Annotated in this window: 20 protein-coding genes; 12 read left to right on the forward strand and 8 right to left on the reverse strand. The window is 71.6% G+C overall.

What is annotated here, in order from left to right; genetic code table 11:
• Positions 1 to 40: 40 nt before the first annotated feature.
• Positions 41 to 910 carry a 16S rRNA (adenine(1518)-N(6)/adenine(1519)-N(6))-dimethyltransferase RsmA gene (gene rsmA / locus ACLJN9_RS05465; protein ID WP_410809967.1) on the reverse strand — a complete coding sequence of 290 codons (870 nt, stop codon included), beginning with the start codon at positions 908 to 910 and terminating at the stop codon, positions 41 to 43.
• Positions 911 to 956: 46 nt separating this feature from the next.
• On the reverse strand, positions 957 to 1,856 hold the full coding sequence (locus tag ACLJN9_RS05470) for a TatD family hydrolase (RefSeq protein WP_410810205.1): 900 nt from the start codon (positions 1,854 to 1,856) through the stop codon (positions 957 to 959).
• Between the two features lie 155 nt (positions 1,857 to 2,011).
• On the opposite strand from ACLJN9_RS05470, the gene ACLJN9_RS05475 reads away from it, so the two are divergent.
• Both ACLJN9_RS05475 and ACLJN9_RS05480 read left to right on the forward strand, forming a co-directional pair.
• Complete coding sequence (locus ACLJN9_RS05475; protein WP_410809968.1) at positions 2,012 to 3,259, forward strand: hypothetical protein; 1,248 nt, start codon at positions 2,012 to 2,014, stop codon at positions 3,257 to 3,259.
• Between the two features lie 78 nt (positions 3,260 to 3,337).
• Positions 3,338 to 4,189, forward strand: a complete 852-nt coding sequence (locus ACLJN9_RS05480) for an alpha/beta fold hydrolase (protein WP_410809969.1) — start codon at positions 3,338 to 3,340, stop codon at positions 4,187 to 4,189.
• A gap of 106 nt (positions 4,190 to 4,295) precedes the next feature.
• On the opposite strand, the gene metG is transcribed toward ACLJN9_RS05480, so the two are convergent.
• Entirely contained in the window at positions 4,296 to 6,098 is a 1,803-nt protein-coding gene (metG, locus tag ACLJN9_RS05485) for a methionine--tRNA ligase (RefSeq protein WP_410809970.1), read from the reverse strand.
• A gap of 158 nt (positions 6,099 to 6,256) precedes the next feature.
• On the opposite strand from metG, the gene ACLJN9_RS05490 reads away from it, so the two are divergent.
• Positions 6,257 to 7,333, forward strand: coding sequence for a hypothetical protein (locus tag ACLJN9_RS05490; RefSeq protein WP_410809971.1), 1,077 nt, complete (start codon positions 6,257 to 6,259; stop codon positions 7,331 to 7,333).
• 34 nt (positions 7,334 to 7,367) lie between these two features.
• Here ACLJN9_RS05490 and rsmI read toward each other — a convergent pair whose 3' ends face one another.
• Positions 7,368 to 8,207: a 16S rRNA (cytidine(1402)-2'-O)-methyltransferase gene (gene rsmI, locus ACLJN9_RS05495; protein ID WP_410809972.1), complete on the reverse strand. Its 840-nt coding sequence runs from the start codon at positions 8,205 to 8,207 to the stop codon at positions 7,368 to 7,370.
• 93 nt (positions 8,208 to 8,300) lie between these two features.
• Here rsmI and ACLJN9_RS05500 point away from each other — a divergent pair, with 93 nt between their 5' ends.
• The 3 genes from ACLJN9_RS05500 to ACLJN9_RS05510 all read left to right on the forward strand — a co-directional run bounded on the left by ACLJN9_RS05500 (position 8,301) and on the right by ACLJN9_RS05510 (position 12,479).
• Positions 8,301 to 10,013, forward strand: a complete 1,713-nt coding sequence (locus tag ACLJN9_RS05500) for a dolichyl-phosphate-mannose--protein mannosyltransferase (protein WP_410809973.1) — start codon at positions 8,301 to 8,303, stop codon at positions 10,011 to 10,013.
• 403 nt (positions 10,014 to 10,416) lie between these two features.
• Positions 10,417 to 11,697 carry a VWA domain-containing protein gene (locus ACLJN9_RS05505; RefSeq protein WP_410809974.1) on the forward strand — a complete coding sequence of 427 codons (1,281 nt, stop codon included), beginning with the start codon at positions 10,417 to 10,419 and terminating at the stop codon, positions 11,695 to 11,697.
• Positions 11,697 to 12,479, forward strand: coding sequence for a peptidase (locus ACLJN9_RS05510; protein WP_410809975.1), 783 nt, complete (start codon positions 11,697 to 11,699; stop codon positions 12,477 to 12,479). Before ACLJN9_RS05505 ends, ACLJN9_RS05510 begins: the two co-directional genes overlap by 1 nt.
• Positions 12,480 to 12,523: 44 nt before the next feature.
• Here the strand turns inward: ACLJN9_RS05510 and ACLJN9_RS05515 are convergent, their stop codons facing one another.
• The gene (locus ACLJN9_RS05515; protein WP_410809976.1) at positions 12,524 to 12,793 is read right to left on the reverse strand and encodes a hypothetical protein; all 270 of its coding nucleotides are present in this window, start codon (positions 12,791 to 12,793) and stop codon (positions 12,524 to 12,526) included.
• 210 nt (positions 12,794 to 13,003) lie between these two features.
• Between ACLJN9_RS05515 and ACLJN9_RS05520 the strand changes: the two genes are divergently transcribed.
• From ACLJN9_RS05520 to ACLJN9_RS05530, 3 genes are all read left to right on the forward strand, one after another.
• Positions 13,004 to 13,660, forward strand: a complete 657-nt coding sequence (locus ACLJN9_RS05520; RefSeq protein WP_410809977.1) for a 4'-phosphopantetheinyl transferase family protein — start codon at positions 13,004 to 13,006, stop codon at positions 13,658 to 13,660.
• A 152-nt stretch (positions 13,661 to 13,812) separates the two neighbouring features.
• Entirely contained in the window at positions 13,813 to 14,199 is a 387-nt protein-coding gene (locus tag ACLJN9_RS05525) for a hypothetical protein (protein ID WP_410809978.1), read from the forward strand.
• A 344-nt stretch (positions 14,200 to 14,543) separates the two neighbouring features.
• Positions 14,544 to 15,473 (forward strand): hypothetical protein, encoded by a 930-nt coding sequence (locus tag ACLJN9_RS05530; RefSeq protein ID WP_410809979.1) that lies wholly within the window; start codon positions 14,544 to 14,546, stop codon positions 15,471 to 15,473.
• A gap of 11 nt (positions 15,474 to 15,484) precedes the next feature.
• Here the strand turns inward: ACLJN9_RS05530 and ACLJN9_RS05535 are convergent, their stop codons facing one another.
• Positions 15,485 to 16,570 (reverse strand): Gfo/Idh/MocA family protein, encoded by a 1,086-nt coding sequence (locus tag ACLJN9_RS05535; RefSeq protein WP_410809980.1) that lies wholly within the window; start codon positions 16,568 to 16,570, stop codon positions 15,485 to 15,487.
• A gap of 154 nt (positions 16,571 to 16,724) precedes the next feature.
• On the opposite strand from ACLJN9_RS05535, the gene ACLJN9_RS05540 reads away from it, so the two are divergent.
• The gene (locus ACLJN9_RS05540) at positions 16,725 to 17,567 is read left to right on the forward strand and encodes a hypothetical protein (protein ID WP_410809981.1); all 843 of its coding nucleotides are present in this window, start codon (positions 16,725 to 16,727) and stop codon (positions 17,565 to 17,567) included.
• Positions 17,568 to 17,624: 57 nt separating this feature from the next.
• On the opposite strand, the gene ACLJN9_RS05545 is transcribed toward ACLJN9_RS05540, so the two are convergent.
• The gene (locus ACLJN9_RS05545) at positions 17,625 to 18,071 is read right to left on the reverse strand and encodes an Lrp/AsnC family transcriptional regulator (protein ID WP_410809982.1); all 447 of its coding nucleotides are present in this window, start codon (positions 18,069 to 18,071) and stop codon (positions 17,625 to 17,627) included.
• A 94-nt stretch (positions 18,072 to 18,165) separates the two neighbouring features.
• On the opposite strand from ACLJN9_RS05545, the gene ACLJN9_RS05550 reads away from it, so the two are divergent.
• Both ACLJN9_RS05550 and ACLJN9_RS05555 read left to right on the forward strand, forming a co-directional pair.
• A complete protein-coding gene (locus ACLJN9_RS05550; protein ID WP_410809983.1) occupies positions 18,166 to 19,017 on the forward strand; it encodes an LLM class flavin-dependent oxidoreductase in 852 nt (283 codons plus the stop codon).
• On the forward strand, positions 19,014 to 19,439 hold the full coding sequence (locus ACLJN9_RS05555) for a nucleoside deaminase (RefSeq protein WP_410809984.1): 426 nt from the start codon (positions 19,014 to 19,016) through the stop codon (positions 19,437 to 19,439). Before ACLJN9_RS05550 ends, ACLJN9_RS05555 begins: the two co-directional genes overlap by 4 nt.
• 115 nt (positions 19,440 to 19,554) lie before the next feature.
• On the opposite strand, the gene ACLJN9_RS05560 is transcribed toward ACLJN9_RS05555, so the two are convergent.
• Entirely contained in the window at positions 19,555 to 22,833 is a 3,279-nt protein-coding gene (locus tag ACLJN9_RS05560; RefSeq protein ID WP_410809985.1) for an RHS repeat domain-containing protein, read from the reverse strand.
• Positions 22,834 to 22,959: the final 126 nt, after the last annotated feature.

Genomic DNA, 22,959 nt, shown 5'->3' on the forward strand with positions numbered 1-22,959 from the left:
GCTCGGTCACGATCAGCTCCTCGGCGGGCACGGCGTCAGCCTACTTCGCGGTCGGCGTACCGGCCGGAGCCGACGCGGCGATGGCGGCGAACTGCTCGACGGTCAGCGACTCTCCCCGGGCGCCGGGGTCGACGCCGGCCGCGGTGAGCGCGGCGGCGGCCCGGTCCGCGCCGCCGGCCCAGCCGGCCAGCGCGGCGCGCAGGGTCTTGCGACGCTGCGCGAAGGCCGCGTCCACCACGGCGAAAACCGCCTTCCGGGGTACGTCGGCACGGGGTGGTTCGCGGCAGGTGAAGGCGACCAGACCCGAGTCGACGTTGGGCACCGGCCAGAACACGTTGGGCGGAACCCGACCGGCACTCCGGGCCTGGGCGTACCAGGCGAGCTTGACCGACGGGATGCCGTACACCTTGGAGCCGGGACCGGCGACCAGCCGGTCGGCGACCTCCTTCTGCACCATCACCAGGCCGTGCCGCAGGCTGGGCAGCTCGGCGAGCAGGTGCAGCACCACCGGCACGGCCACGTTGTAGGGCAGGTTCGCCACCAGTGCGGTCGGCGGCGGGTCGGCCAACTCGGCGGCGTCGATGCGCAGCGCGTCGGCACGGTGCACGGTGAGCCGACCGGCGTCCGGCCCGGCGTGTCGGGCGGCGGTTTCCGGCAACGCGCCGGCGAGCACCGGGTCGATCTCCACGGCGTGCACGTGCCCCGCCACCGGCAACAGCCCCAGGGTCAACGAGCCGAGCCCGGGACCGACCTCCAGGGCCACGTCGTCCGGGGTGAGGCCGGCGGCGGTGACGATCCGGCGCACGGTGTTCGGGTCGTGCACGAAGTTCTGGCCCAGCTTCTTGGTGGGCGCGACGCCCAGCCGGGCGGCCAGTTCCCGGATCTCCGCCGGGCCGAGGAGACCGGTCATGGCTGGCAGCGTAGCGGCGGCGTCGGCACCGACCGTCGGGTCGGGCTCACCACGGGCCGAAGACCCGGTCGCCGTTGGCGGAGATGGCCGCGCACAGCTCGTCGAGGTCGGTGCCGGTGGTCGCGGCGAGGGAGCGAACGGTGAGCGGGATCAGGTACGACGCGTTCGGCCGACCCCGGTGTGGCGTGGGGGTGAGATAGGGGGCGTCGGTCTCGACCAGCAGTTGGTCCACGGGGGTGAGCGCGGCGGCCTCGCGCAGCGCGGTGGCGCTGCCGAAGGTGACGGTGCCGGCGAAGCTCAGCAGGTAACCGCGACTGACGCAGGTCCGGGCGAAGTCGGCGTCCCCGGAGAAGCAGTGCAGCACGACGGTGTCCGGAGAACCCTCGTCGTCGAGGATCCGCAGCACGTCGGCGTGGGCGTCCCGGTCGTGGATGACCAGCGCCCGGCCGTACCGCTTGGCGATCGCGATGTGCGCCCGGAAGCTCGCCTCCTGCGCGGCGCGACCCTCCTCGCCGGTACGGAAGAAGTCCATTCCGGTCTCGCCGATCCCCCGGACGCGGTCCCGGGCGGCGAGCGACTCGATCTCCCGCAGCGCCTCGTCGAGATCGGCCAGCCGGGGCGCCTCGTTGGGGTGCAGGGCCACCGTGGCGAGCACGGCGGGGTGCCGCTCGGCGGTGTCCGCGCCCCACCGGGAGGAGGCGACGTCCACACCCACCTGAACCAGGCGGTCCACGCCGACCCCGGTGGCCAGGGCGATAGCCACGGCGACCGGGTCGTCGGCCGACCCGCCGCCGGGTACGCCGGCCTCACTGACGGTGATGTCCAGGTGGGTGTGGCTGTCCAGCACCGGCCGGGGCAGCGGCTCGGGGGCGGGCGGGAACTCTCCGGCCCGCCGGGCGGCACGCTCTCGGCGGGTTTCAGTGGGCTCGCTCATCAGCGACAGCATCACACATCGGGGCTGTCCACCCGACCGCCACCCGACGTTCACCTCGATTACGCCGCGCGACTCTACCGTCGCCGCGTGAACGTCACTGAATGCGCCACCCGGCCGGTCCGGCGACGTCACGCCCCGCATTCCGCTACGCGAAGGGCGGTGACGGCGTGAGCGCCAGCCCCCAGGCCAGCGACGCCGCCGGCGAACGTACCGGGCTGCGCGTGGCGTACGGCGGCGGCGTCTACCCCGCCGAGGAGATCGCCCGGGGTGCCGCGTACGAGTTGTTCAGCGCCAACGAGGTGCAGGGCTTCGATTGGGCACCCCGAGCGGGCAGCGCCCTGCCGTGGCGCCGGTTCGTGCACGTCACCGAGGTGACCGCGGTGCACGGGGCGGGGGAGCCGACCGACGAGCCGGAGACGCCGCTGATGATGCCGGCGCACCGGGAGCGAGGCTGGGCGCAGCTGCAGCAGCTCAGCCAGCAGCCGGCCGCGGCCGGCGACCCGATGCTGATCGCGGCGCGCGGGTCGGCGGTGATCCGGCGGGGAACCCGGATGGTCAAGGTGCTCTCCCCCCGACAGCTCGCCGGATACGTGCGGGGGTGGCTGCCGCACGGTTTCTGCTACCGCGAGCACGACATGGCGCACCTGCGCACGCCGGGTGCCACCACCGTGCTGCGTACCGACGGCGAGGTCGGCCAGGACGGCCTGGACGTGGCGTACGCCCTGCGCTGGCGGGCCGCCGACCCGGGTGACTACGACGTACCGGTGGGCGAGGCGCACCGTGGCCTGGCGGCGATGGCTCCCCGGGACCGGCTGGGTCCGCCGGTGCTGGGCACGGGCTTCGTGCCGAGCAGTGGCCAGCTCATCCCGGAGTTCATCACGCGGGACTTCGCCGACCTGCCGATGCCGGCGAACGCCGCCCTGCTCGCCTATCCGGCGGAGGGGGTGGAGGTGGTGCTCTACACCTACCAGGCCGAGCAGCGCGGCTGGCTACGGATGGTGGGCCCGCAGTGGCGGCACCTGCTGTCGGCGGTGCCGGGTCTCTCCCCGGATCAGGAGTACGTGCCGACCGGGGACGTCGCGCGCTCCACCCAACTGGTGGGAGTGCACGGCGAGAGCGAGTACGAGGCGGTGGCCGACCTGCCCGGCGGGTTCCGGGTGCTGGCGATGACCCGGGCGGCCCGTTACCCGGTGGAGGCGGTAGCCCGACGGCTCCGGTTCGCGCAGTGGCGGGGCGTGCCCTGCCTGGTGCTGCGGGAGGAGGCTGGCTGGCTGCGGCTGCGGCTGCGCTTCCCGGATCCGGACGGGGTGTTCGCTACCGGTGCGCAGTGCCACGATCGCGGCGTCTACGAGGCCTGGGCTCCGGGGGCCGAGGTGACCGACGACCAGGTGATGGACACCCGCTACACCATGTGACGGCGGTCGGCGGCATGGCTGCGGACGGGGCGGGAATGCGCGGGGCGACAGACGGAGCCCAACCGTCAGGAGACGACCATGCCTTTCTTCACCGTGGGGACCGAGAACTCCGCACCCATCGACCTGTACTACGAGGACCACGGATCCGGTCAGCCGGTGGTGCTGATCCACGGCTTCCCGTACAACGGGGCGACCTGGGAGAAGCAGACCAACGCGCTGCTCAACGCCGGATACCGGACGATCACCTACGATCGGCGCGGTTACGGCAACTCCGCCCAGCCGGCGTCCGGTTACGACTACGACACCTTCGCGGCCGACCTCGACGTGCTGATGACCGAGTTGGACCTGCGCGACACGATTCTGGTGGGTCACTCGATGGGCACCGGCGAGGTGACCCGCTACCTGGGCCGCTACGGCTCGCAGCGGGTGAGCAAGGCGGTCATGCTCAGCCCGCTGGCGCCGTTCCTGCTCAAGACGAAGGACAACCCGGAGGGTGTCGACAAGAGCGTCTTCGACGGCATCCAGCAGTCCATCATCAAGGACCGCTTCGCGTACGTGACGTCGTTCTGCAACGACTTCTTCAACCCGGACCAGAACATGGGCAAGCGGGTCAGCGACGAGGCGTACCGGGCGCACTGGCAGATCGGCGTGATGGCCTCCGGCCGAGCCACCCACGACTCGGTGAACTCCTGGCAGGAGGACTTCCGGGGCGACCTGCCGAAGATCGACATTCCGGTGTTGATCATGCAGGGTGACCAGGACAGGGTGCTACCGCCGCCGTCCTCCGGTCTCCGGCTGGGCCCGATGCTGCCGACCAGCACCTGGATCTACATGAAGGGCGCCCCGCACGGCATCCCGTGGACCCACGCCGACGACATCAACAAGGCGATGCTGGACTTCATCCGCCAGCCCGCGATGGCCCGCCGCTGAGCCGACCGGCCGCCCGGCGCCAGCCAGGCGAGCGGCGCCAGCCAGGCGATACGAGGCGCGGCCCCGGGGATTCCCCGGGGCCGCGCGCAGTCGAGCGGTGCCGCGCTCAGCCACTCAGTCGGGCCAGCTCCTCGTCGACGATCGACGGGTCGAGCTTGCGGAACACCGGCTTCGGCGTGGCCAGCGCTCGCCCCGCCTCCAGCGGCACCGACTCCCACCGGGCCCCGACGGTGTAGTCCCCGGTCAACACCGGATACGCCGGCCCGCCGTCCAGGTCGTCGACCTGCTCGATGACGGGCATCGGCGCGTGCACGCCGCTGCCGCCGAGCAGCTCGTACACCTGCTGCGCGGAGTGCGGCAGGAACGGGGTGAGCAGCGTGTTGGCGTCGCTGATCACCTGGAGGGCGACGTGCAGGATCGTGCCCATCCGAGGCTTGTCCGCCTCGTCCTTGAGCTTCCACGGCGCCTGCTCCGAGAGGTACTTGTTCGCCTCCGCGACCACCCTCATGGCCTCGCCGATCGCCTGCTTCTGCCGGTGCCGGCCGATGAGGTCGCCGACTCCGGTGAAGCCGGCCCGAGCAACGGCGAGCAGTGCCTCGTCGGCCTCGGTGAGCCCGGCCGCGTCGATCGGCGGGATCGCGCCGAAGTTCTTCGCCGCCAACGAGACGGACCGGTTGACCAGGTTGCCCCAGCCGGCGACCAACTCGTCGTTGTTGCGGCGGAGGAACTCGGCCCAGGTGAAGTCGGTGTCGTTGCTCTCCGGGCCGGCCGCGGCGATGAAGTAGCGCAGCGCGTCGGCGTCGTACCGCTCGAGGAAGTCCCGGACGTAGATGACCACCTTTCGCGACGAGGAGAACTTCCGCCCCTCCATGGTCAGGTACTCGCTGGAGACCACCTCGGTGGGCAGGTTGAGCCGGCCCAGCTCGCCCGGTTCGCCGTCGCGGGAGCCCTCGCCGGAATAACCGGAGAGCAGTGCCGGCCAGATCACCGAGTGGAAGACGATGTTGTCCTTGCCCATGAAGTAGTACGCCCGGGAGTCCTTACCCTCCGCGTCGGCGGACCACCACTTCCGCCACGCCTGCGCGTCGCCGGAGCGGCGGGCCCACTCGATGGAGGCGGACAGGTAGCCGATCACCGCGTCGAACCAGACGTAGATCCGCTTGTCCGACCGGTCGCGCCAGCCGTCCAGCGGAATCGGCACACCCCACTCCAGGTCCCGCGTGATCGCCCGGGGCTGGAGGTCGTCGAGCAGGTTGCGGGAGAACCGCAGCACATTGGGCCGCCACCCCTCCCGGGTGTCCAGCCACTGCCTCAGCACCTCGGCCAGGGCGGGCAGGTCCAGGAAGAAGTGCTCGGTCTCGACGAACTTCGGAGTCTCTCCGTTGATCCGCGACTTCGGGTCGATCAGGTCGATCGGGTCGAGCTGGTTGCCGCAGTTGTCACACTGGTCGCCTCGGGCGCTGTCGTAGCCACAGATCGGGCAGGTGCCCTCGATGTAGCGGTCGGGCAGGGTGCGCCCGGTGGACGGGGAGATGGCACCCATGGTGGTCTTCGGGACGATGTAGCCGTTGCGGTACATCCCCTCGAACAGCTCCTGCACCACCGCGTAGTGGTTGCGGGTGGTGGTGCGGGTGAACAGGTCGTAGGTGAGGCCGAGACCGTGCAGGTCCTCGACGATCACCCGGTTGTACTTGTCGGCCAGCTCGCGCGGGGTCACCCCGTCGGCGTCGGCCTGCACCTGGATCGGAGTGCCGTGCTCGTCGGTGCCCGAGACCATGAGCACGTCGTGGCCGGCCATCCGCATGTACCGGGCGAAGACGTCGGAGGGAACGCCGAAACCGGAAACGTGACCGATGTGGCGGGGCCCGTTGGCGTACGGCCAGGCCACTGCCGCGAGAACATGACTCATGAGCAGCAAGCCTAATGACCTCTCCGGTGTGCCCGCGAACCAATAGGGGGTGCCGCGCCGACGGACCGGGCCGACCACCCCGGCCATTGGTCCGATTTGTCGCCGACACGCGGGTGAGCTGCCCGGTCGGCCCCGTGGACCGGTGTGCAATGAACGTCGTGACTGGCAGACGAGCGGCCCGGGATCACGGCGACCGTCCCACCGGGCCGACGGTCGGCGACGAACCGACTCCCGGTGGCTCCCGGGGCGCGACCGTGGCTCCCCAGCCCCGCCCGGTGCCCGGCGACGACGCGACGGGGCTCACCGCCACCCCGGCCCGTCCGGCACCGGCCGCGCCGCCGCCAACCCCGGCCCGCCCCACCCCGGCCGCGCCGGCGCCCGGCCCGGACCGGCCCACTCCTGCCGCCCCGGCGTCCAGCCCGGCCCGGCCCGCCTCGTCGGGCTCCACGGACGACCCGTCGACGGACGGCGGGGAACCCGCCGCAGGCGCCGTCGAGGTGGAGCCGACCACCGGGGCGCCGGTGGACGCCGTGCCCCGCAGGGTGCCGGTGCGGCAGCAGAGCCGCTTCCACCGCGGCGCCCGTCCGCTCGACGGCGACACGATGGCGGACGGCGACGGCGTCTTCTGGGCGCCGATCGAGCAGGTGCACTGGGACGGCACCCCGATCAGGAAGGAGCCCGCGCAGCGGCGGGGCGGCAGCTCCGGCGCGGCGCGGCGCCGGGCACCGGCCCGTGCCGCCCCACCGCCGGACCCGCTGCCCGGGCTCACCGCGCTCGTGCTGTTGAGCCTGGTCGTGGCCTTCTTCGCCTGGGTCAGCGCCGGCCCGTTCTGGCTCGCGGTCGGTCACGCCCGGGTCGGCACCGTGCTGATCGACGACTGCACCGGCGGCGGGCTCACCCAACGGTGCCGGGGGATCTTCGCCTCCGACGACGGGCGGTTGCTGGCACACGGGATCCGGGTCAGCGGTGTGCCCGCCGGAAAGGATGCGCCGGGGACGGCCCTGCCAGCTCGGATGACCGGCCCGAACAGCGCCACCGCGTACGCCGACACCGGTCTGAGCCGGCACCTGCGGTGGGTGCCCGGCCTGCTGGTGATCCTCGCCTGCGCGGCCGGCATCGCCCGGTGGACCGGGTCGACCAGGCTGGCCGGCCGACGGAACCGCCGGTGGGCGGTGACCGTCGCGGTCGCCGGGCCGGCCCTTCTCACCCTCGGCTTCCTGGCCGCCGCCTGGTGAACCGCCGCGGCACCGGACTCGGCGGGAGCGGGGGTCAGCTGTGCACGATCGCGTAGACGTCGCGGCGGCGCAGCGCGTACTCCGTGGCGACGTCGGTGATGGCGTCGCGGCGGGACCGGCCGGCGGTCTCCCGCTCGGCGACCGCCGCGCGCAGGGTCTCGTCGTCGGGCCGTTCCGCGGCGCTCACCGACGCGCCGGCCACCACCAGGGTGATCTCCCCACGCGGATCGCCCTCGGCGGCCCACCGGGCCAGCTCGCCGAGGGGGCGGCGGAGCACCTCCTCGTAGGTCTTGGTGAGCTCGCGGCAGACGGCCGCCGGGCGGTCCGCGCCGAACGACTCGGCCAGGTCGGCGAGCGCAGCGCCGACCCGGTGCGGCGCCTCGAAGAAGACCAGGGTGCGCTCCTCGGCGGCGAGGGCGCGCAGCCGCGCCCGGCGGGCTCCGGGGGTGCGGGGCAGGAAGCCCTCGAAGCAGAAGCGGTCGACGGGCAGCCCGGAGACCGCCAACGCGGTGGTCACCGCGCTCGGCCCGGGAGCGACGCCGACCGGGGCCCCGACGTCCAACGCGGCCCGCACCAGCCGGTAACCGGGATCGGAGACGCTCGGCATGCCGCCGTCGGTCACCAGGGCCACCACGTACCCGCCGAGGATGACCTCGACCAGCTCGGGGGTCCGGCGTTCCTCGTTGCCCTCGAAGTAGGAGACGATCCGACCGCCGACGGTGATGTCGAGGTCGCGGGCCAGTCGGGTGAGTCGCCGGGTGTCCTCGGCGGCCACCACGTCGGCGCTGGTCAGCACCTCGCGGAAACGGGCCGAGGCGTCGGCGGGGTTGCCGAGCGGGGCACCGAGCAGGATCAGGCGCCCAGCTTCGGACATTTCACCCACGAGATCGTCTCCTTCATCGACAGCGGATACCGGTATCAGGGACGACAGGCGCCACAGGACACGTTGGCAGCCTACGATCGCCGGGTGACGAGTGCGTCGACAGCGCAGAGCCCGAGCGCCGAGCCGGCAAAGACGGTCGAAGTGACGGCGGGCGAGCACCGCCCCGATCAGGAGGCCGCGGTGCCCTCCGCCGACGGGGGCGGGGTTTCCGGCGTGCTCCGTCGGCGGTTCGCCACCGTCGATTCACGGCTGGACCGGTTCTCGTGGCTGGCCACCGCCGTGGTGGTGGCGATCGCGGCGATCCTGCGCTTCGTCGGCCTGTCCCGTCCCAAGGGCAAGATCTTCGACGAGACGTACTACGCCAAGGACGCCTACGGGCTGATCAGCCGTGGCGTCGAGTGGAACTACAAGGACAACGCCCCGTCGTACGTGGTGCACCCACCGCTGGGCAAGTGGCTGATCGGTCTCGGCGAGTGGGCCTTCGGCTACCAGGACGCGGAGTCGAAGGTCTCCGTTCCCGGGCACCTGCTCACCACCGCACCGGAGTTCGGCTGGCGGTTCTCCGCGGCCGTGGTCGGCACCCTGTCGGTGCTGCTGCTGGTCCGCATCGGCCGACGGATGTTCCGCTCCACGGTGTTGGGCTGCGCGGCCGGTCTGCTGCTCGCCCTGGACGGCTTCCACCTGGTGCTGTCCCGGGCGGCGCTGCTCGACATCTTCCTGCTCTTCTTCGTACTGGCCGCGTTCGGCGCGCTGGTGCTCGACCGGGACGCCCGCCGCCGCCGGTGGGGACGGGCACTGGACGACGGGCTCGACCCGAGCCGACCGGGCCGGGCCGGCCGACCACCGGGCGGCTGGCGCACCTGGCCGTGGTGGCGGCTGGCCGCCGGGGTGCTGATCGGCTGCGCGTGTGCGGTGAAGTGGAGCGCCCTGTACTTCGTGCCGGCCTTCGCGCTGCTGGTGCTCCTCTGGGAGGTCGGCGTCCGCCGCTCGGCGGGGGTCCGCCGGCCCTGGCGGGACACCCTGCTCGACGAGTTGCCCTGGCTGGTGCTGGCCGGCGTGCTGATGGTGGGCACCTACCTCGCCACCTGGTCGGGCTGGCTGCTGACCGACGACGGCTACTACCGGCTCGCGTCGTCCTACCCGAGCGCCCCGCTCAGTGACACGCCGGTGATCGGTCCGCTGATCAACCTCTTCGAGTACCACCGCGCGGCGCTGCACTTCCACACCACCCTCGACGATCCGCACAAGTACCAGTCGTGGCCGTGGCAGTGGCTGCTGCTGGGCCGCCCGGTGGCGTTCTACTACACCGGCGACGGCGCCTGCGGTGCGCCGAGCTGCGCCTCGGAGATCCTGCTGCTCGGCACCCCGCTGCTCTGGTGGTCGTTCCTGCCCGCCCTGGTGGCGCTGGGCTGGCTCGGGGTGGCTCGTCGGGACTGGCGGGCCGGCGCGATCCTGCTCAGCGTGGCGGCGGGGCTGCTGCCCTGGTTCTGGTTCGCCCTCGACGGCCGCACGATGTTCTCGTTCTACGCCGCCCCGGCGCTGCCCTTCCTGGTGCTCGCCGTGGTGTACGTCCTGGGCGCGCTGATCGCCCCGGCCGGGGGTGACGTCGGCGAGGTCGCGCCGCTGGTCCCCGGTGACCCGGGCTACGAACGCCGGTTGGTGGGCAGCATCGCGGCCGGGGCGTACGTGCTGCTGGTGGCGCTCTGCTTCGCGTACTTCTACCCGATCTTCGTGGGCCGACTGATGCCGTACTCGGACTGGCTGTCCCGGATGTGGCTGGACGGTCGCTGGATATAAGCCTCGACAGGCGACGCGCCGCACAGCGCGACGAAAACGGGCCCCCACGCTTCGGCGTGGGGGCCCGTTGCACAGAGACGCGCGCCCCGATCGCCTGCCACGGGGGAAGCGGGCGATTGGGGCGCGCAAGAAGAGCTTAACCACCGCGCACCAGTGGCACAACGGGTCGACTTGGGTCAGATTTCCGACGGATGTCGGCCGGACCGACCCCTGCCTCCGCGCAGTTGACCGAGGGTGACCCGACGTGGACCCAGCGCCCGGAACGGGCCGGTCGAGGGCCATCGTCGGCGGGTTCGGCGACCGCTGTCGAGCGGCCCGGGGCGCTAGGCTCGCCGGGACCGGACGTCGCAGTCGTGTGCCCACCCGGACGATCATCCAAAGTGGACGTAACTACACTGCCGCCGTGATCAACTTCAGACGATCGGCGGCCGTCCTTCTCGGGCTGCTGGCGACCACCGCGCTGACCGGGCCGGTTCCGGCGGCGGCCGACGACGAGGAACCGGTAGCCGAGCCGCCCCGGGTCGAGCTGGTGCTCGACGTCAGCGGCTCCATGCGGGCCGCGGACATCGACGGGCGCAGCCGTATCTCGGTCGCCCAGCAGGCGTTCGGCGAGGTGGTGGACGCGCTGCCGGCGGAGACCCAACTCGGCATCCGGGTGCTCGGCGCAACCTACCGGGGCAAGGACAAGAAGGTCGGCTGCCAGGACACCCAGCAGATCGTCCCGGTCGGGCCGGTCGACCGGGGCCGGGCCAAGGCGGCGGTGGCCACGTTGCGGCCGACCGGGTTCACACCGGTGGGCCTGGCGCTGCGGTCCGCCGCGCAGGATCTGGGCGCCGGGGCCACCACCCGGAGGATCGTCCTGATCACCGACGGGGAGGACACGTGCGCCCCGCCGGACCCGTGCGAGGTGGCCCGGGAGTTGGCCGCTCAGGGCACCAGCCTGGTGGTCGACACGCTCGGCCTGGCCCCCGACGAGAAGGTCCGCCGGCAGCTGCTCTGCATAGCCGGTGCGACCGGAGGCACCTACACGGCGGCGCAGAGCGCCGCGGAGCTGACCGATCGGATCAAGCAGCTCGTCGAGCGTGCCAGTGACACGCACACCCTGACTCCGACCGTGGTCGGCGGTGCGAACGCCTGCGAGTCGGCGCCCCTGCTGGCACCCGGCGTGTACGCCGACCGGGAGATGTTCTCCGAGCACCGGTACTACCGGGTGCCGGTGCGCGACGGGCAGGAGTTGCGCGCGTCGGTGAGCATGGCGCTGGACCGGCCGGTGAACCGGGACTACGGGGTGTTGCTGCGGGCCACCGCTGCGGACGGCCGGGAACTGGTCCGTGGCGCGGACGCCGGCAGCGGGCGGGCCGACGTGCTCTCCGCCGGGCTGCGCTGGTCGGCCAGCACCGACGACGACGCCACCGAGGCCGCGGCGACCCCGACGGCAGCCGAGGCCACCACCGTCTGCCTGGTGGTGAGCAACTCCTTCGCGCCGCTCCCCGGCACCGCGGCGACCCCCGGCATGCCGGTGGAGCTCACCGTCGACGTGGTCGCCGCAGCGCCCGCGCCGGACGGGCCGGACCTCGGCCGGGGCTGGGTGCTGCTCGCTCTGCTCACCGTGGTCGGCCTGCTGGCTGGCCTGATCGCCGGCCTGCTCACCCGCTGGTGGGTCGCCACCTGGAGGGAGAACTGATGCGTACCCCACTGTTCCGGTCGCTGGCGGCGCTGCTCGCCGCCGGCGGGGCCGCGCTGCTGCCGACGGCGGCTGCCGCCGCACCCACCCCCTCGCCGGGTGCCACGCCGGTCACCCGGGCCGGTACGTCGTTCCTCAGCGCCACTCCGATCACCGCCGGGCAACCGGTGCGGGTGGACGCCGCGCTCGGCGACCGCCTCTACTGGTCGTTTCCGGCGACCGCCGGCCAGGTGCACGGGATCAGCGCCACCGTCGCCTTCCCGAGGGCGCGCAGTGGGGCCTCCACCTGGACCATCGACGTGTTCGACGGGTTGCGGCGCCGGCAGGCGTGCACCGCCGGAGCGCAGACCCCGACGGTGGACGCGCAGGCGTCGAGCGTGACGCTGGGCTGCACCCTTCGGGAGGTGCGCTCCTGGGCGGAGCCGTGGTCGGCCGACCCGCTGCCCGGTGCGTACGTCGTCCGGCTCTCCGTGGTGGAGCTGCCGGAACCGGACCTGGGCGCGCCGATCGACGTGGACCTGCTGGTCGGCGTCGTCGCGGACCGGGGCGCCTCGGGCGACGACGGCGAGCTGGCCGCGCCTCTGGTGCCGAACACCAGAGCCGGCGCGGTGCTCGACGCCGTGCCGGCGGCGGACTCGGAGGGCGATGACGGAGCTGGGTCACCGGCCGACTGGTTGCCGGATCTCGGCTCGCGCTGGGTCTGGACCAGCATCGGCGGCGTACTCGCCGCGGTGGCCGGCGTGGTCGGCTTCGCCCTGACCCGGCGGCCCCGGCGTCGCTGAACACCGGGTCGGTGGCCGCCGGCGACGGGCGGCCACCGGCGACCTCAGCGGCGCCGGGAACGGCGCGGCAGCCAGCCGATGAAGCGTTCCTGGAGCGACATCACCGGGGCGGCGCGCAGGTCCTCCGTGGCGGCGGCGAGACAGGACCCCAGGTAGACGCTCAGCATCGCCCGGTCACCCCCGTACTCGGCGAGCAGCCGACCGCGTTTGGTCGCGCACGGCCACTCGTCGCCGCAGGAGCCGCAGCTCCAGCCGGGGGTCGTCGGCGCGTGGTCGTCGACCCGTAGCCCCGGCCGTTCCGCACCATGGGTCATCGCGCGTCCTCTCCAGATGTCCGCGGGACTGGCGGTTGCCGTGCCCCGGTCAGCGGTTGATGATCGATCCCCCGGTGCTGTCGGGGGAACGCGGCGCGTACCCCCGGTGTTACATCTTTGCGGTACCTTCTCCCCTCGTGACAGTCGGAAAGTTGACGGTTGACCGAATGTCCTCGCATCGCGTCCATCCCTACCGACGGGTAGCCGACCATGCGTGACCTGCTGCCCGCGACGGTGGCGGTGGTCGTCGCCGGCCCGGGCGACTGGACCGGGGAGTTGCTGGCCGCCGAGCAGGCGTGCCTCGGTGAGCGGGTGGTGCAGACCCGTCGGCGGGACTTCACCGCCGGGCGGGTGTGCGCCCGTCGGGCGATGGCCGGCCTCGGTCTACCGCCATTGGCCGTGCCGGCCGCCGCCGACCGGGCGCCCGTCTGGCCCGCCGGGATCGTCGGGAGCATCACCCACACCGCCGGCTACTGCGCCGCCGCCGCGGCCCGCACCACCGACGTCCGGTCCCTCGGCATGGACGCCGAGCAGCACCGCGAGATCAACGCGGGGGTACGCCGACTCGTGCTGCTGCCCGAGGAGGAGGAGATCTGCGCCCGGCTGCCCAGCGGCACCTCCTGGCCGGTCGTGCTGTTCAGCGCGAAGGAGACCGTCTACAAGGTCTGGTACCCGGTCGTGGGGAGTTGGCTCGACTTCCACGACGCCCAACTGGAGCTGAATCCAGACGCCGGCACGTTCACGGCTCGGATCGCACCGGCCCGGGTGGACGCGGCAGCGGTCGCCGACCCGCCCGCCACGATCGCCGGGCGGTTCGCGGTCGCCGACGGGCTGGTCCGCACCGCCGCCGTCCTTCCGATCGGCTGACACCGACACCGTCCACGCTGGTCGGTCCGCCGCCGCACACCGCACCCGACGGCCACGTGGGACGGGGTCCGCCGTGACGGTCGGACGATCCGCGACGCACGGTAGCGTCGGCGGGTTCCCGAACCGCAGGTACCGAAGCGCCAAGGAGTACGGTGACCCACCCTCCGCCCCTCGTCGGGCCGCAGGACACTCAGCAGCCGACCCCGGAGCGGCCGAGGCAACCCTTCGCCAGCGCGCCCTACCCGGGATCACCCGGCCAGCGCTGGCCACAGCCGCCGTTCTCCGGCGGCGCCTACCCGGCCGCTGGCCACCCGCTCACCGTGCCGCCACCCGTACCGGCGAAGAACTCCACGAGGACGGTGGTGGTCGTCGCGGTCACCGCCGCCGTGCTCACCCTGCTGATCTGTGCCGGCGGCATCGTGGCGGCGGTCATCAGCGTGAAGCGCGCCGCCAGCGAGGCGAGGCCCGCCCCGGCGTCCCATCTCGTCCTGCCAGGAGAGCGAACCCCGGGTGCGGTGCTCGCCCTCGTCGTTCGGTAGCCGGTGCTCCGATCGCGGACCGAGTCTCCGGAGGGGGCACCACGCGCGACCCGCTCGCCGCCCACGACCACGCCTCGGGCGTTGCCGTCCTCCAGCCACTCCAGCTGCTGGTCCGGCGCCGTGTACGAGCGGTCCCGCAGATCCCACCGGACCTTGGTAAAGATCGACTGACGCTTGCCGCACGCCTGAGGAGTATTCACGGCTGCCAGGTGTCTGATGAGTGACACAACCGGATTCGTTCGCCCGGCAGCGGAAGGCACGGGCCGTTCGGTCGATGTGGCCGTCCGGGAAGGGGGCGAGGATCGATGGTGTCGAGGATTGTCGATACCCCACGGGGGGTCCGGATGAGCAATGACCAGGACAACACCGTCGACCGCCGTCGGCTGCTGCAACGCGCCGGCACCGTCGCCGCAGGGCTGGCCGGCACCGGCGTGGTCGGCGCAGCCGCCGCCACGTCGGCCCAGGCCGCCCCCGGTGACCCCGTCCTCAAGGGTGCCGACAACGATGCCGGCAGCAGCGCCACCACGGTGCGCAGTTCCTCCGACGCCGCGACCCTCCGGCTGGCCAACACCAGGGTGACCACCGAGCCGAACGGCAAGGTGTTGACCGCGCCCGCTCTGCGGCTGGCCCCCAACGGGAACGGGCTCTCCAGTCGAGCCGAGGTCGGCTCGATCGGCATGGACACCGCAGGCACCATCTGGGCGTCCACCGGCAGGTCTTACCAGGCTGACCGGATCCACACCAGCACGAACTCCAACCGCATCGTGCCGGTCATACCGCAACGGGTCGTCGACACCCGCACTCCCCAGGGACGAACCAACATCGTCACTCCCGACGGTGACTGGGACACCAGCAACCTGGACAGCGCTGGCCGGCTGCTCGGCGGTCGTACCATCGACGTCATCCTGGCCCGCTACGCCTTCGTCAGCGAGGCCGTGTTCGGCACCGTGACGGTCACCGGTTCGGTCGCGGCCAGCTTCCTGCAGATCTTTCCAAGCGGCATACCGCGTCCGGCGGCGTTCTCGACGATCAATTTCGGATCCAACCAGACCCTGTCGAACGCTTTCATGTCCGCGGTCAACTGGAACACCGATCGCATCTCCATCTACGCCGCACGGACCACGCACGTGATCGTCGACGTGGTCGCGTTCGTGATCGGGATCGGCGAGGTCTATCCGCCGATCCTGCTACCGCAGGACGGGTGGCCCGCGCCGACGGGGGATCCGGCGACGGGGGCGCGGCAGCGCCGACCACAGTGGGAACAGGGCGGATAGGCGGGTGCCGGTTAACCTGCCCACGCCTCCTCGGCGGTGAAGACCGGGCGGCCGGTGCGTACCGAATCCTCGATGGCGAGGCTGATCAGGTGGTCCTGACACGCCTCGGCCAGCGGATAGGGCGCCGGGCCTTCCTCCCGTGCCCAGGCGCCCGCGCGAGCCAGGATGTCGGCCACCGCGATGTCGTCGTCGGACAATCCGCTGCCGGCGAACGGATTGCGCCAGACCACGTCGCCGTCGAAGCTGATGTGCTTCAGGTCGAGCCCTTCGAGGTTCAGGTCGATGCCGGTCTGCCGCCGCACCAGTGACGATTCCACCGGCGTGGTCGGGTCGACCAGGCGGACGACCCGGTCGTCCACCAACTCACCGAGCGAACCCCGCACCACCAACCGGCGGGTACGCAGCGGATTCCACCACTGGTTGTCGGTGAAGTCGTACAGCCCCATCCGCCCGCCGAAGTCGATCGTCGCGAGGGTGGTGGTGAGCTGCTGGGGGGTGGCGTCGCCGCTCCATCCGGCGGGCGACAACGGGTTGGCGAGCGGCGACACGAAGGCCCGCGCGCTGACCTCGGCGGCGTCGTGGCCGACGCCGAGCAGACCACGGATCAGCGCGACCGCGTGGTACAGGTGCGTCGAGGAGATCTGCACGGAGGTCGGCTCGCCGAGCACACCTGCGCGGACCAGCTCCAGACGGGCCGCGTGCCCGGGCATCAGCGAGTACTGCTCGGCCACCTGCACCAGACCGCTGCCGCCGACGTCGGACCAGAGCGACCGCAGCCCCGCCACGTCAGGTGCGGGGGGCGTCTCGGCGAGCACCGGCACGCCGGCCGCGACCAACTCGCGGATCGCGTCGGGCGTCACCGCCCAGGGCACCGACACGATGACCAGGTCCGGCCGCTCATGGGCGAGCAGTTCGGCCGCCGTGCGGAAGGTCCGCACGCCCCACTCGGCCGTCACCGCGTCACCACGATCTCCGGTACGCGTGACCACCCCGGTTGCCCGGAACCGCTCGGGCAGCAGTCTGGCCAGGCGCAGGAAGAACTCACCTCGCCAGCCGCTGCCGACCATGCCGAACCGGGTCTGGGCCGTGGAATTCATGCGGGCTCCTCACGTCGAGATCCGGATGCTAGTGGGCCCACCCATGGCCTGCCCCGCCACGTTGCCCAGTGATCAGCCGGGGCGGAGGCAGCGGGAGCAGCGACCGGGCACGTAGGATCCGCTCCCACGCACTCCACGGCATGACGAGGCGACTGTGACGACCGACGATCGTTCCCCCGCAGAGACGGCCAGCACCGTCGGGGCCGTACCAGCCGGGCACCTGCCGGCAACGCGACCCGCAGGTCGGGCCGGCCGTGCCGGGCGGGTGACTGTCGCAACGGTCGCGATCGCCGTGGCGCTCGTCGCCGGCATCTACGTCAGCCGCCGCGATTCCAGCCAGGCCGCGACCCACCCCTCGGTGCCGTCACCGCAGGTGCCCGCCGCGCTGCCATGGAACGCCGCGCTGGTCGCCCGCACCGACACCACCATCACGGTGTACGTCGGCACGGGCGACGCACGGTGCAAGGAGCTCGTGCAGCCGCGGGCCGCGGTCACCGAGCAGACGGACGCCCAGGTGGTCGTCGAGGTGAGCGCCCGCGTCGTGGACGCGGTCGACTGCACCACCAGTGGCAACCGCGTACGCCTCGTCGTGTCGCTGCGGAAACCCCTCGGTGACCGGGTGCTCAGCGACGCCGCCTCCGCGACACCGCCACCGATCTATTTCGAACGCAACCTCCCAGACCTGTCGTCGGGCACCCGGTGGACCCCGCACCCGACGGACTGCTCCGAGGGTTGGTGCCAGGGCTACAACGGCCCGGACGGTTCCAACCTGCTCGCCAGCGCGAGCCGGACGGCCGGAGCGGACCGGTCCTCCCCTGTCGCCACCATCCCCGTCGGCCCGCACCAGGGCACCGTCACCGGTGCGGCCGGACACTTCTGGACGGTGCGGTGGAAGGTCGGCGACCTGACGTACGCCCTGCAGCTGATGCCATCCGAGGGCGGCACGTTCAGCCTGCAGGAGTTCGAGGACGAGCTGGCCAGGTTGACCTGGAGATAGTCCGGGCAGCGTCCGCACCCGCCCGATGAACGCCGAACCGGCTCCGGTCCGTTCGGCTCACGCCGGGCGTGGGCCGCGGTAGGGCAGGGTGGCGCTGTAGACCACATTGGTGTTGGTGCTGCCGAACGCGGCGAGGTCGTTGATGACCTGTTCGAGGTGTGCCATGGATGTCGCGGCGACCTTCAGCACGTAACAGTCGTCCCCCGTGGTGCGCAGGCACTCCAGAATCTCCGACCGTCGCTCCAGCAGTTGGCGCAGGGGTTCGTGCCGGCTGCCGGGATATTTCAACCGCACCACCGCGAGTACGGCGAAGCCCGCCCTGGCCAGGTCCACCTCGGCGCGGTAGCCGCTGATCACGCCGGTCGCCTCCAACCGTCTCACCCGTTCGGTGGTGGCCGACGCGCTCAGCTTGACCCGGCGGCTGAGTTCGGTGATCGGCAGGCGGCCGTCGTCCTGCAACTCGATCAGGATGGACCAGTCGACAGCATCGAGATTCTCGGCCATCGGGCCAATCTACCGGCGGATCCACGGCAAAGACCGGCAAGGGCAGGGAACAAGGTGTTCACAGGCCAGAGCGCCGCTGGCTAGCCTCAGACCTGTGCACATTGGCGTGAACGTACCGAACTTCGCCCCGGGCACCGACCCCGGCGTGCTGCGACAGTGGGCGCAGACGGTCGAGGGCCTCGGCTTCGACCTGCTGATGGTCTCCGACCACATCGCGGTGACCCCGGACGTGGCCGAGCAGTATCCCGCGCCGTTCTACGAGCCGTTCACCACGCTGTCCTGGCTGGCCGGGGTGACCCGCCGGGTCCGGCTGGGCACCACCGTGCTCATCGTTCCGTACCGGCACCCGTTGCTCACCGCCCGGATGGCGGCGAACCTCAACCGGCTCAGCGGTGGCCGGCTCGTCCTGGGCGTCGGCGTCGGCTGGGCGCGGCAGGAGTTCGAGGCGCTCGGGGTGCCGTACCACCGGCGCGGCGCGCTCACCGACGAATACCTGCACACCATGCGGGATGCCTGGCGCAACACCGACGACTACGACACGGAACCCATCCCCCTCTGGGTCGGCGGCAACAGCGACGCCGGCATGCGTCGCGCCGTGCGACTCGGAGACGGGTGGCACCCGCTGCGGATCACACCCGGATGGCTGGTGGAGGCGGCCGGACGGCTCAAGACCATCGCCGACGAACTGGGCCGCCCCGTGCCCGCCCTGATGCCGCGCATCGCACTCCAGGAAACCCGCGAACCGGTCACCGCCCCGGACCGGCTCGCCGGTGTCGGCACCATCGAGCAGATCACCGCCGATCTCGACCAGATCCGTCTGCTCGGCGCCGAGACGGTGGTGCTCGACCCGTTTCACGGCGACCTGACCGAGATCCGCCAACCCGAACGCGCCTGGCAGACACTCGCTGCCGTGGCCGCGTACACCACGACCCAGGAGGCCCGATGACGCCCGACGACGAGACGTTTCTCCGCCGTGCCGTGGACATCGCCAGCGAGGCCGGAGCATCCGGCGAACGGCCGTTCGGCTCGTTGCTCGTCGCCGCGGACGGCACCGTCCTGATCGAGGACCACAACACGGTGGTCTCCGACTCGGACATCAGCGCGCACCCGGAACTGAAGCTGGCCCGGTGGGCCGCGCGGGAACTCGCCCCGGACGTGGCCGCCGGCACCACCATGTACACCAGCTGCCAACCCTGCCCGATGTGCGCGACCGCGATCGACCGTTCCGGCCTCGGCCGGGTGGTGTACGCCCTGTCCACCGAACAGTTCGAGGACATCAAACCGGCCAGCCCAGCGCTGCCCCCGGTGCGGTACGAGGGCCCGGCGCTGTTCGACGAGGCACGCCGGCCGATCGACAACCACTACTAGCTGTGGTCGAGGTCGTCGGCGCAGTTGTCGACGGAGGGTGCGGTGGAAGTCCACCGCCCCCTCCGCGCTCAGGTAGGGCTGTGCCGGTCTGGCAGGTCCGGACGACCGCGCGCCGTCAGTCCTTCGCGGCCTCGTCGGTCAGGAGCTTCCCGACAACTCCGCCGGCGCACCCGAGCACCGCTCCGCCGGCGATTCCGCCCGGCCCGGCGAAGGCCCCCGCGATGGCGCCGCCTGCAGCGCCGATCGTGCATGCCTCGCCGTAGTCGACGGTAGCGAGGCCGGTCGGGTCGACGTAGTTCACCGGGTTGCCGGCCGCGTACGCGTACCGGTTGCCGATGGCCGGGTCCGCGAGGAAGCTCAGGCTGTCCTGTTGGGTGAAGCGACCGGTGTTCGGGTCGTACCAGCGCCGACCGAACTTCGTCAGGTCATCGTGACGGGTGCCGCTGGCGAAACCGATCGCGTTGTCGATGATCTCGTTGTTGCTGCCGACCGTCCTGATCACCTTGCCGTACGGGTCGTAGGTATAGGAGCCGGACAGCGTTCCGTCGTACCTGATCAGGGCGACCACCGAGCCGAGCCCGTCGAACACGTAGAAGTAGTGGTGGAAGGTGCTGCCGGTCCTGCCCCGGAAGCCGACCGGCGTGCCGAGCTGGTCGCGCTCGACGTAGTGCCGGCCGTAGGTCCCCGGCACGGTGTAGCTCTGCACCACGCTCTGACCGTTCTGGTCGTTGCGGCCGAAGGAGTACTCGTACTCGAACCGCGGCGTGCCCTTCCAGCCCAACTCGATCTGGTCGGGTCCGTTGTACGCCCACCCGAGTTCGGCGCCTCCGGCCGTGAAGCCGCGCACCAGCTGCCCGGCGGAGTTGTACTCGAAGTCGCGCAGGGCCGAACCGCCGAGCTGGTTACCGGCCCCGTCGTGGGAGTAGCCGGAACTGGTGATCTGGTTGCCGGCGTTGTACGTCAGCGTCTGCGTGGTGGCGCCGTTCACCTTTTCCGAGGTGCGGTTGCCGTTGCTGTCGTACGCGTAGTCGTAGGTCCTGCCGTCGATGCCGGTGGCCTTGGTGAGCCGGTTGCCCTGGTCGTAGGTGTAGAGGCTGACGGCGCCGGCGCGGTGGTGGTCGGTCTGCCACTGCCGCAGGCCGGTGTCGTCGGCGGTGGCCGTGGAGCAGGCGGCGGTGCCGACCCGCCTGGCGTAGCAGTAGGAGACGTCGAAGACGGTGCTGGCCGTGCCGCCCTGCCACCGCTTGCTGGTGGTGCGGGTGATCCGGCCGGACTGGTCGAGGGTGTTGACGGTCTCGGCGACGGTCACCGAGGAGACGGCCAGCCTGGTGGAGGTGCGTCGCCCGTCGTCGTCGTAGCCGAAGGTGTAGGTGCCGTTGCCGGCAACCAGCTTCGTGAGCAGGTTGCGGCCGTTGTAGGTGTAGTACGAGCTGCCGCGCTCGTCCTGCTGCTCGATGAGGTTGCCGACCGGGTCGTAGACGTACCACAGTCCGTCCACGCTGCCGGTCCGCCGCCCGGTCAACCGGTTGAGCCGGTCGTAGAAGAAGTTCTGGTAGGCGTTGCCGTCGATGCGGGCGTAGACGTTGCCACCGCCGTCGTACTCGTAGGCGACTTTCGGCATGTCCGGGTACGTGAGCAGGGTGATCCGGTCGTCCAGGTCGTACTCGTACTGCACGGTGCGCCCGGTGCCGTCGGTCGTCGTGCGTACCCGGCCGAACGCGTCGTAGCTGAACCGACGGACCCCGATCGTCGTACCGGTCGGTGGGGTGAGCGTGGTCAGCTGCTTGTCGGCGTCGTACCGGTAAATGGTCTTGTTCGCACCGTTGCCCGGGTCGGACGAGGAGGAGATCGTGCCGTCGGCGTTGTACTCCACCGTGGCCTGAGCGGCCAGGGCGTCCGTCGTCGACAACCGGTTACCCGCACCGTTGTACGCGTAGGCACTGGTGTTTCCCTGCGCGTCGGAACTGGACGAAACCTGGAAGTTCGCCGTCGGGTTGGTCGGCGTCGCCACGTTCGTGTAGGCCAGAGAGGAGTCCGCACCGGTCGGCGTGACGACCAGGGTCGGTGACTGCCCACCGTTCGCGGCGTACGAAATGCTGGTGGTGCCGCCGGTGCCGTTCCGCACGGACGCCACGTCCAGGTGCGGGGTGTAGGAGAAGCTGCGGGTCTTGCCGTCGGGGTCGACCAGCGTGGTCACCCGCTTGTCGGCGTTGACGGTGTACGTGCTGCGCGGCACCGAGGTGACCGGCTGCGACTGGTTGGTGTTGGCGTCGGCGACGATCGTCTGGGTTGCCGACGGGTACGCCCACCTCGTGGTGGCGCCCACCGCCGGGTTCTCCGGCTTGAAGGCCCGGGTCACCGAGGTCACCCGGTGTGCCGCGTCGTAGGTGATCGTGGTGGCGTTTCCCAGGGCGGAACCCTGGATACCGCCGGAGATCCTGGTGACCCGGCGCGACGAGTCGTACTCGAACCGGGTGTCCGTTCCGGTGGCGGAGCGGATCTGGGTCAGATTTCCACTGCCGTCGTAGCTGTACCTGACGCTGCGGTACTGCCCGCCGGCGACAGTCTGCTCGACGGTCGAGAGGTAACCGTTCGAGCCGTACGACACCTTCGCGCTACGAACGGGCGTGGCACCCCGGTCGGAGGTCACCGTGGTCAACCGGCCGCTGGCGTCGTAGCTGTAGTCGGTCACGCTGTCGTTGCGGTCCAGGCTGCGGTCCAGCAGTCCGGTGGACGTGAAGAAGAGCTTGCGTCCGCTGTCGTGCTCGACCAGCTTCCATCCGGCGCCGTCGCTGGTGAGCGTCGCCTTGAACTCCTTCGCGGCGGTGTAGCCGGACCCGCTCGGGGTGAACCGCCCGATGACACCGTCGGCCGCGACGTACGTGAGGGAGTTGTCGTCCGCCCTGATCAGCCTGACGTCCACACCGACGCGGGTACGCCAGCTGTAGCCGAGCGCGCCGGTCGGCACCTCGCTGCCGGTGAGGAGGCTGTTGTACGCAGCGCCCAGCACCAGGTTGTCCGCGATGCCTGGCAGGACCAGGTCGGTACTGCGGATGAGCAGATTCCCCGAGCCGGTGTTCACCTCGGCGGTCAACCGGTCGGTCAGTCGGAACGTGCTGAACGTGCCGTTGCGCACCGGCCCGGTGCCGAGCGGCACCGAGATCGGTCCGTCGAGCTGGCTGACCGGAGCGTTCGACGGCCCCAGCACCCGCCGGTCCGGTGCGCCGGGTGACGCGGGCTGGGCCGGCGGAGCCTGGGCGGGCTTCGCGGCCGTCTGCGGCGGCGCGGCGTGCGCCGGAGCGACCACCAGACCGGACGTCGACGCCAGTAGGACACCCAGTGCGGCGCCGGTGGCACGCCGTCGCCCACCCGCAGTCGGTAACAACCTGAGCATTCAACTCCCCCTTGACGATCCTCGAGACACGAAGGACTCCACAGACGCGCTGGCGCGCAGCGTGTCGGTGTGAGCTGCGGCGGTCGTTGCCGGTTCGCGATCGACGATCCGGGTGAGTGTTCCGCT

This window comes from Micromonospora sp. 067-2, assembly GCF_046549295.1.
Classification (GTDB): Bacteria; Actinomycetota; Actinomycetes; order Mycobacteriales; family Micromonosporaceae; genus Micromonospora.

What these genes read in the sequence shown, in the direction of transcription:
- rsmA (WP_410809967.1), bottom strand. Translation starts at nt 910, where the DNA reads ATGACCGGTCTCCTCGGCCCGGCGGAGATCCGGGAACTGGCCGCCCGG.
- ACLJN9_RS05470 (WP_410810205.1), bottom strand. Translation starts at nt 1,856, where the DNA reads ATGCTGTCGCTGATGAGCGAGCCCACTGAAACCCGCCGAGAGCGTGCC.
- ACLJN9_RS05480 (WP_410809969.1), top strand. Translation starts at nt 3,338, where the DNA reads ATGCCTTTCTTCACCGTGGGGACCGAGAACTCCGCACCCATCGACCTG.
- metG (WP_410809970.1), bottom strand. Translation starts at nt 6,098, where the DNA reads ATGAGTCATGTTCTCGCGGCAGTGGCCTGGCCGTACGCCAACGGGCCC.
- rsmI (WP_410809972.1), bottom strand. Translation starts at nt 8,207, where the DNA reads ATGTCCGAAGCTGGGCGCCTGATCCTGCTCGGTGCCCCGCTCGGCAAC.
- ACLJN9_RS05510 (WP_410809975.1), top strand. Translation starts at nt 11,697, where the DNA reads ATGCGTACCCCACTGTTCCGGTCGCTGGCGGCGCTGCTCGCCGCCGGC.
- ACLJN9_RS05515 (WP_410809976.1), bottom strand. Translation starts at nt 12,793, where the DNA reads ATGACCCATGGTGCGGAACGGCCGGGGCTACGGGTCGACGACCACGCG.
- ACLJN9_RS05520 (WP_410809977.1), top strand. Translation starts at nt 13,004, where the DNA reads ATGCGTGACCTGCTGCCCGCGACGGTGGCGGTGGTCGTCGCCGGCCCG.
- ACLJN9_RS05530 (WP_410809979.1), top strand. Translation starts at nt 14,544, where the DNA reads ATGAGCAATGACCAGGACAACACCGTCGACCGCCGTCGGCTGCTGCAA.
- ACLJN9_RS05535 (WP_410809980.1), bottom strand. Translation starts at nt 16,570, where the DNA reads ATGAATTCCACGGCCCAGACCCGGTTCGGCATGGTCGGCAGCGGCTGG.
- ACLJN9_RS05545 (WP_410809982.1), bottom strand. Translation starts at nt 18,071, where the DNA reads ATGGCCGAGAATCTCGATGCTGTCGACTGGTCCATCCTGATCGAGTTG.
- ACLJN9_RS05555 (WP_410809984.1), top strand. Translation starts at nt 19,014, where the DNA reads ATGACGCCCGACGACGAGACGTTTCTCCGCCGTGCCGTGGACATCGCC.
- ACLJN9_RS05560 (WP_410809985.1), bottom strand. Translation starts at nt 22,833, where the DNA reads ATGCTCAGGTTGTTACCGACTGCGGGTGGGCGACGGCGTGCCACCGGC.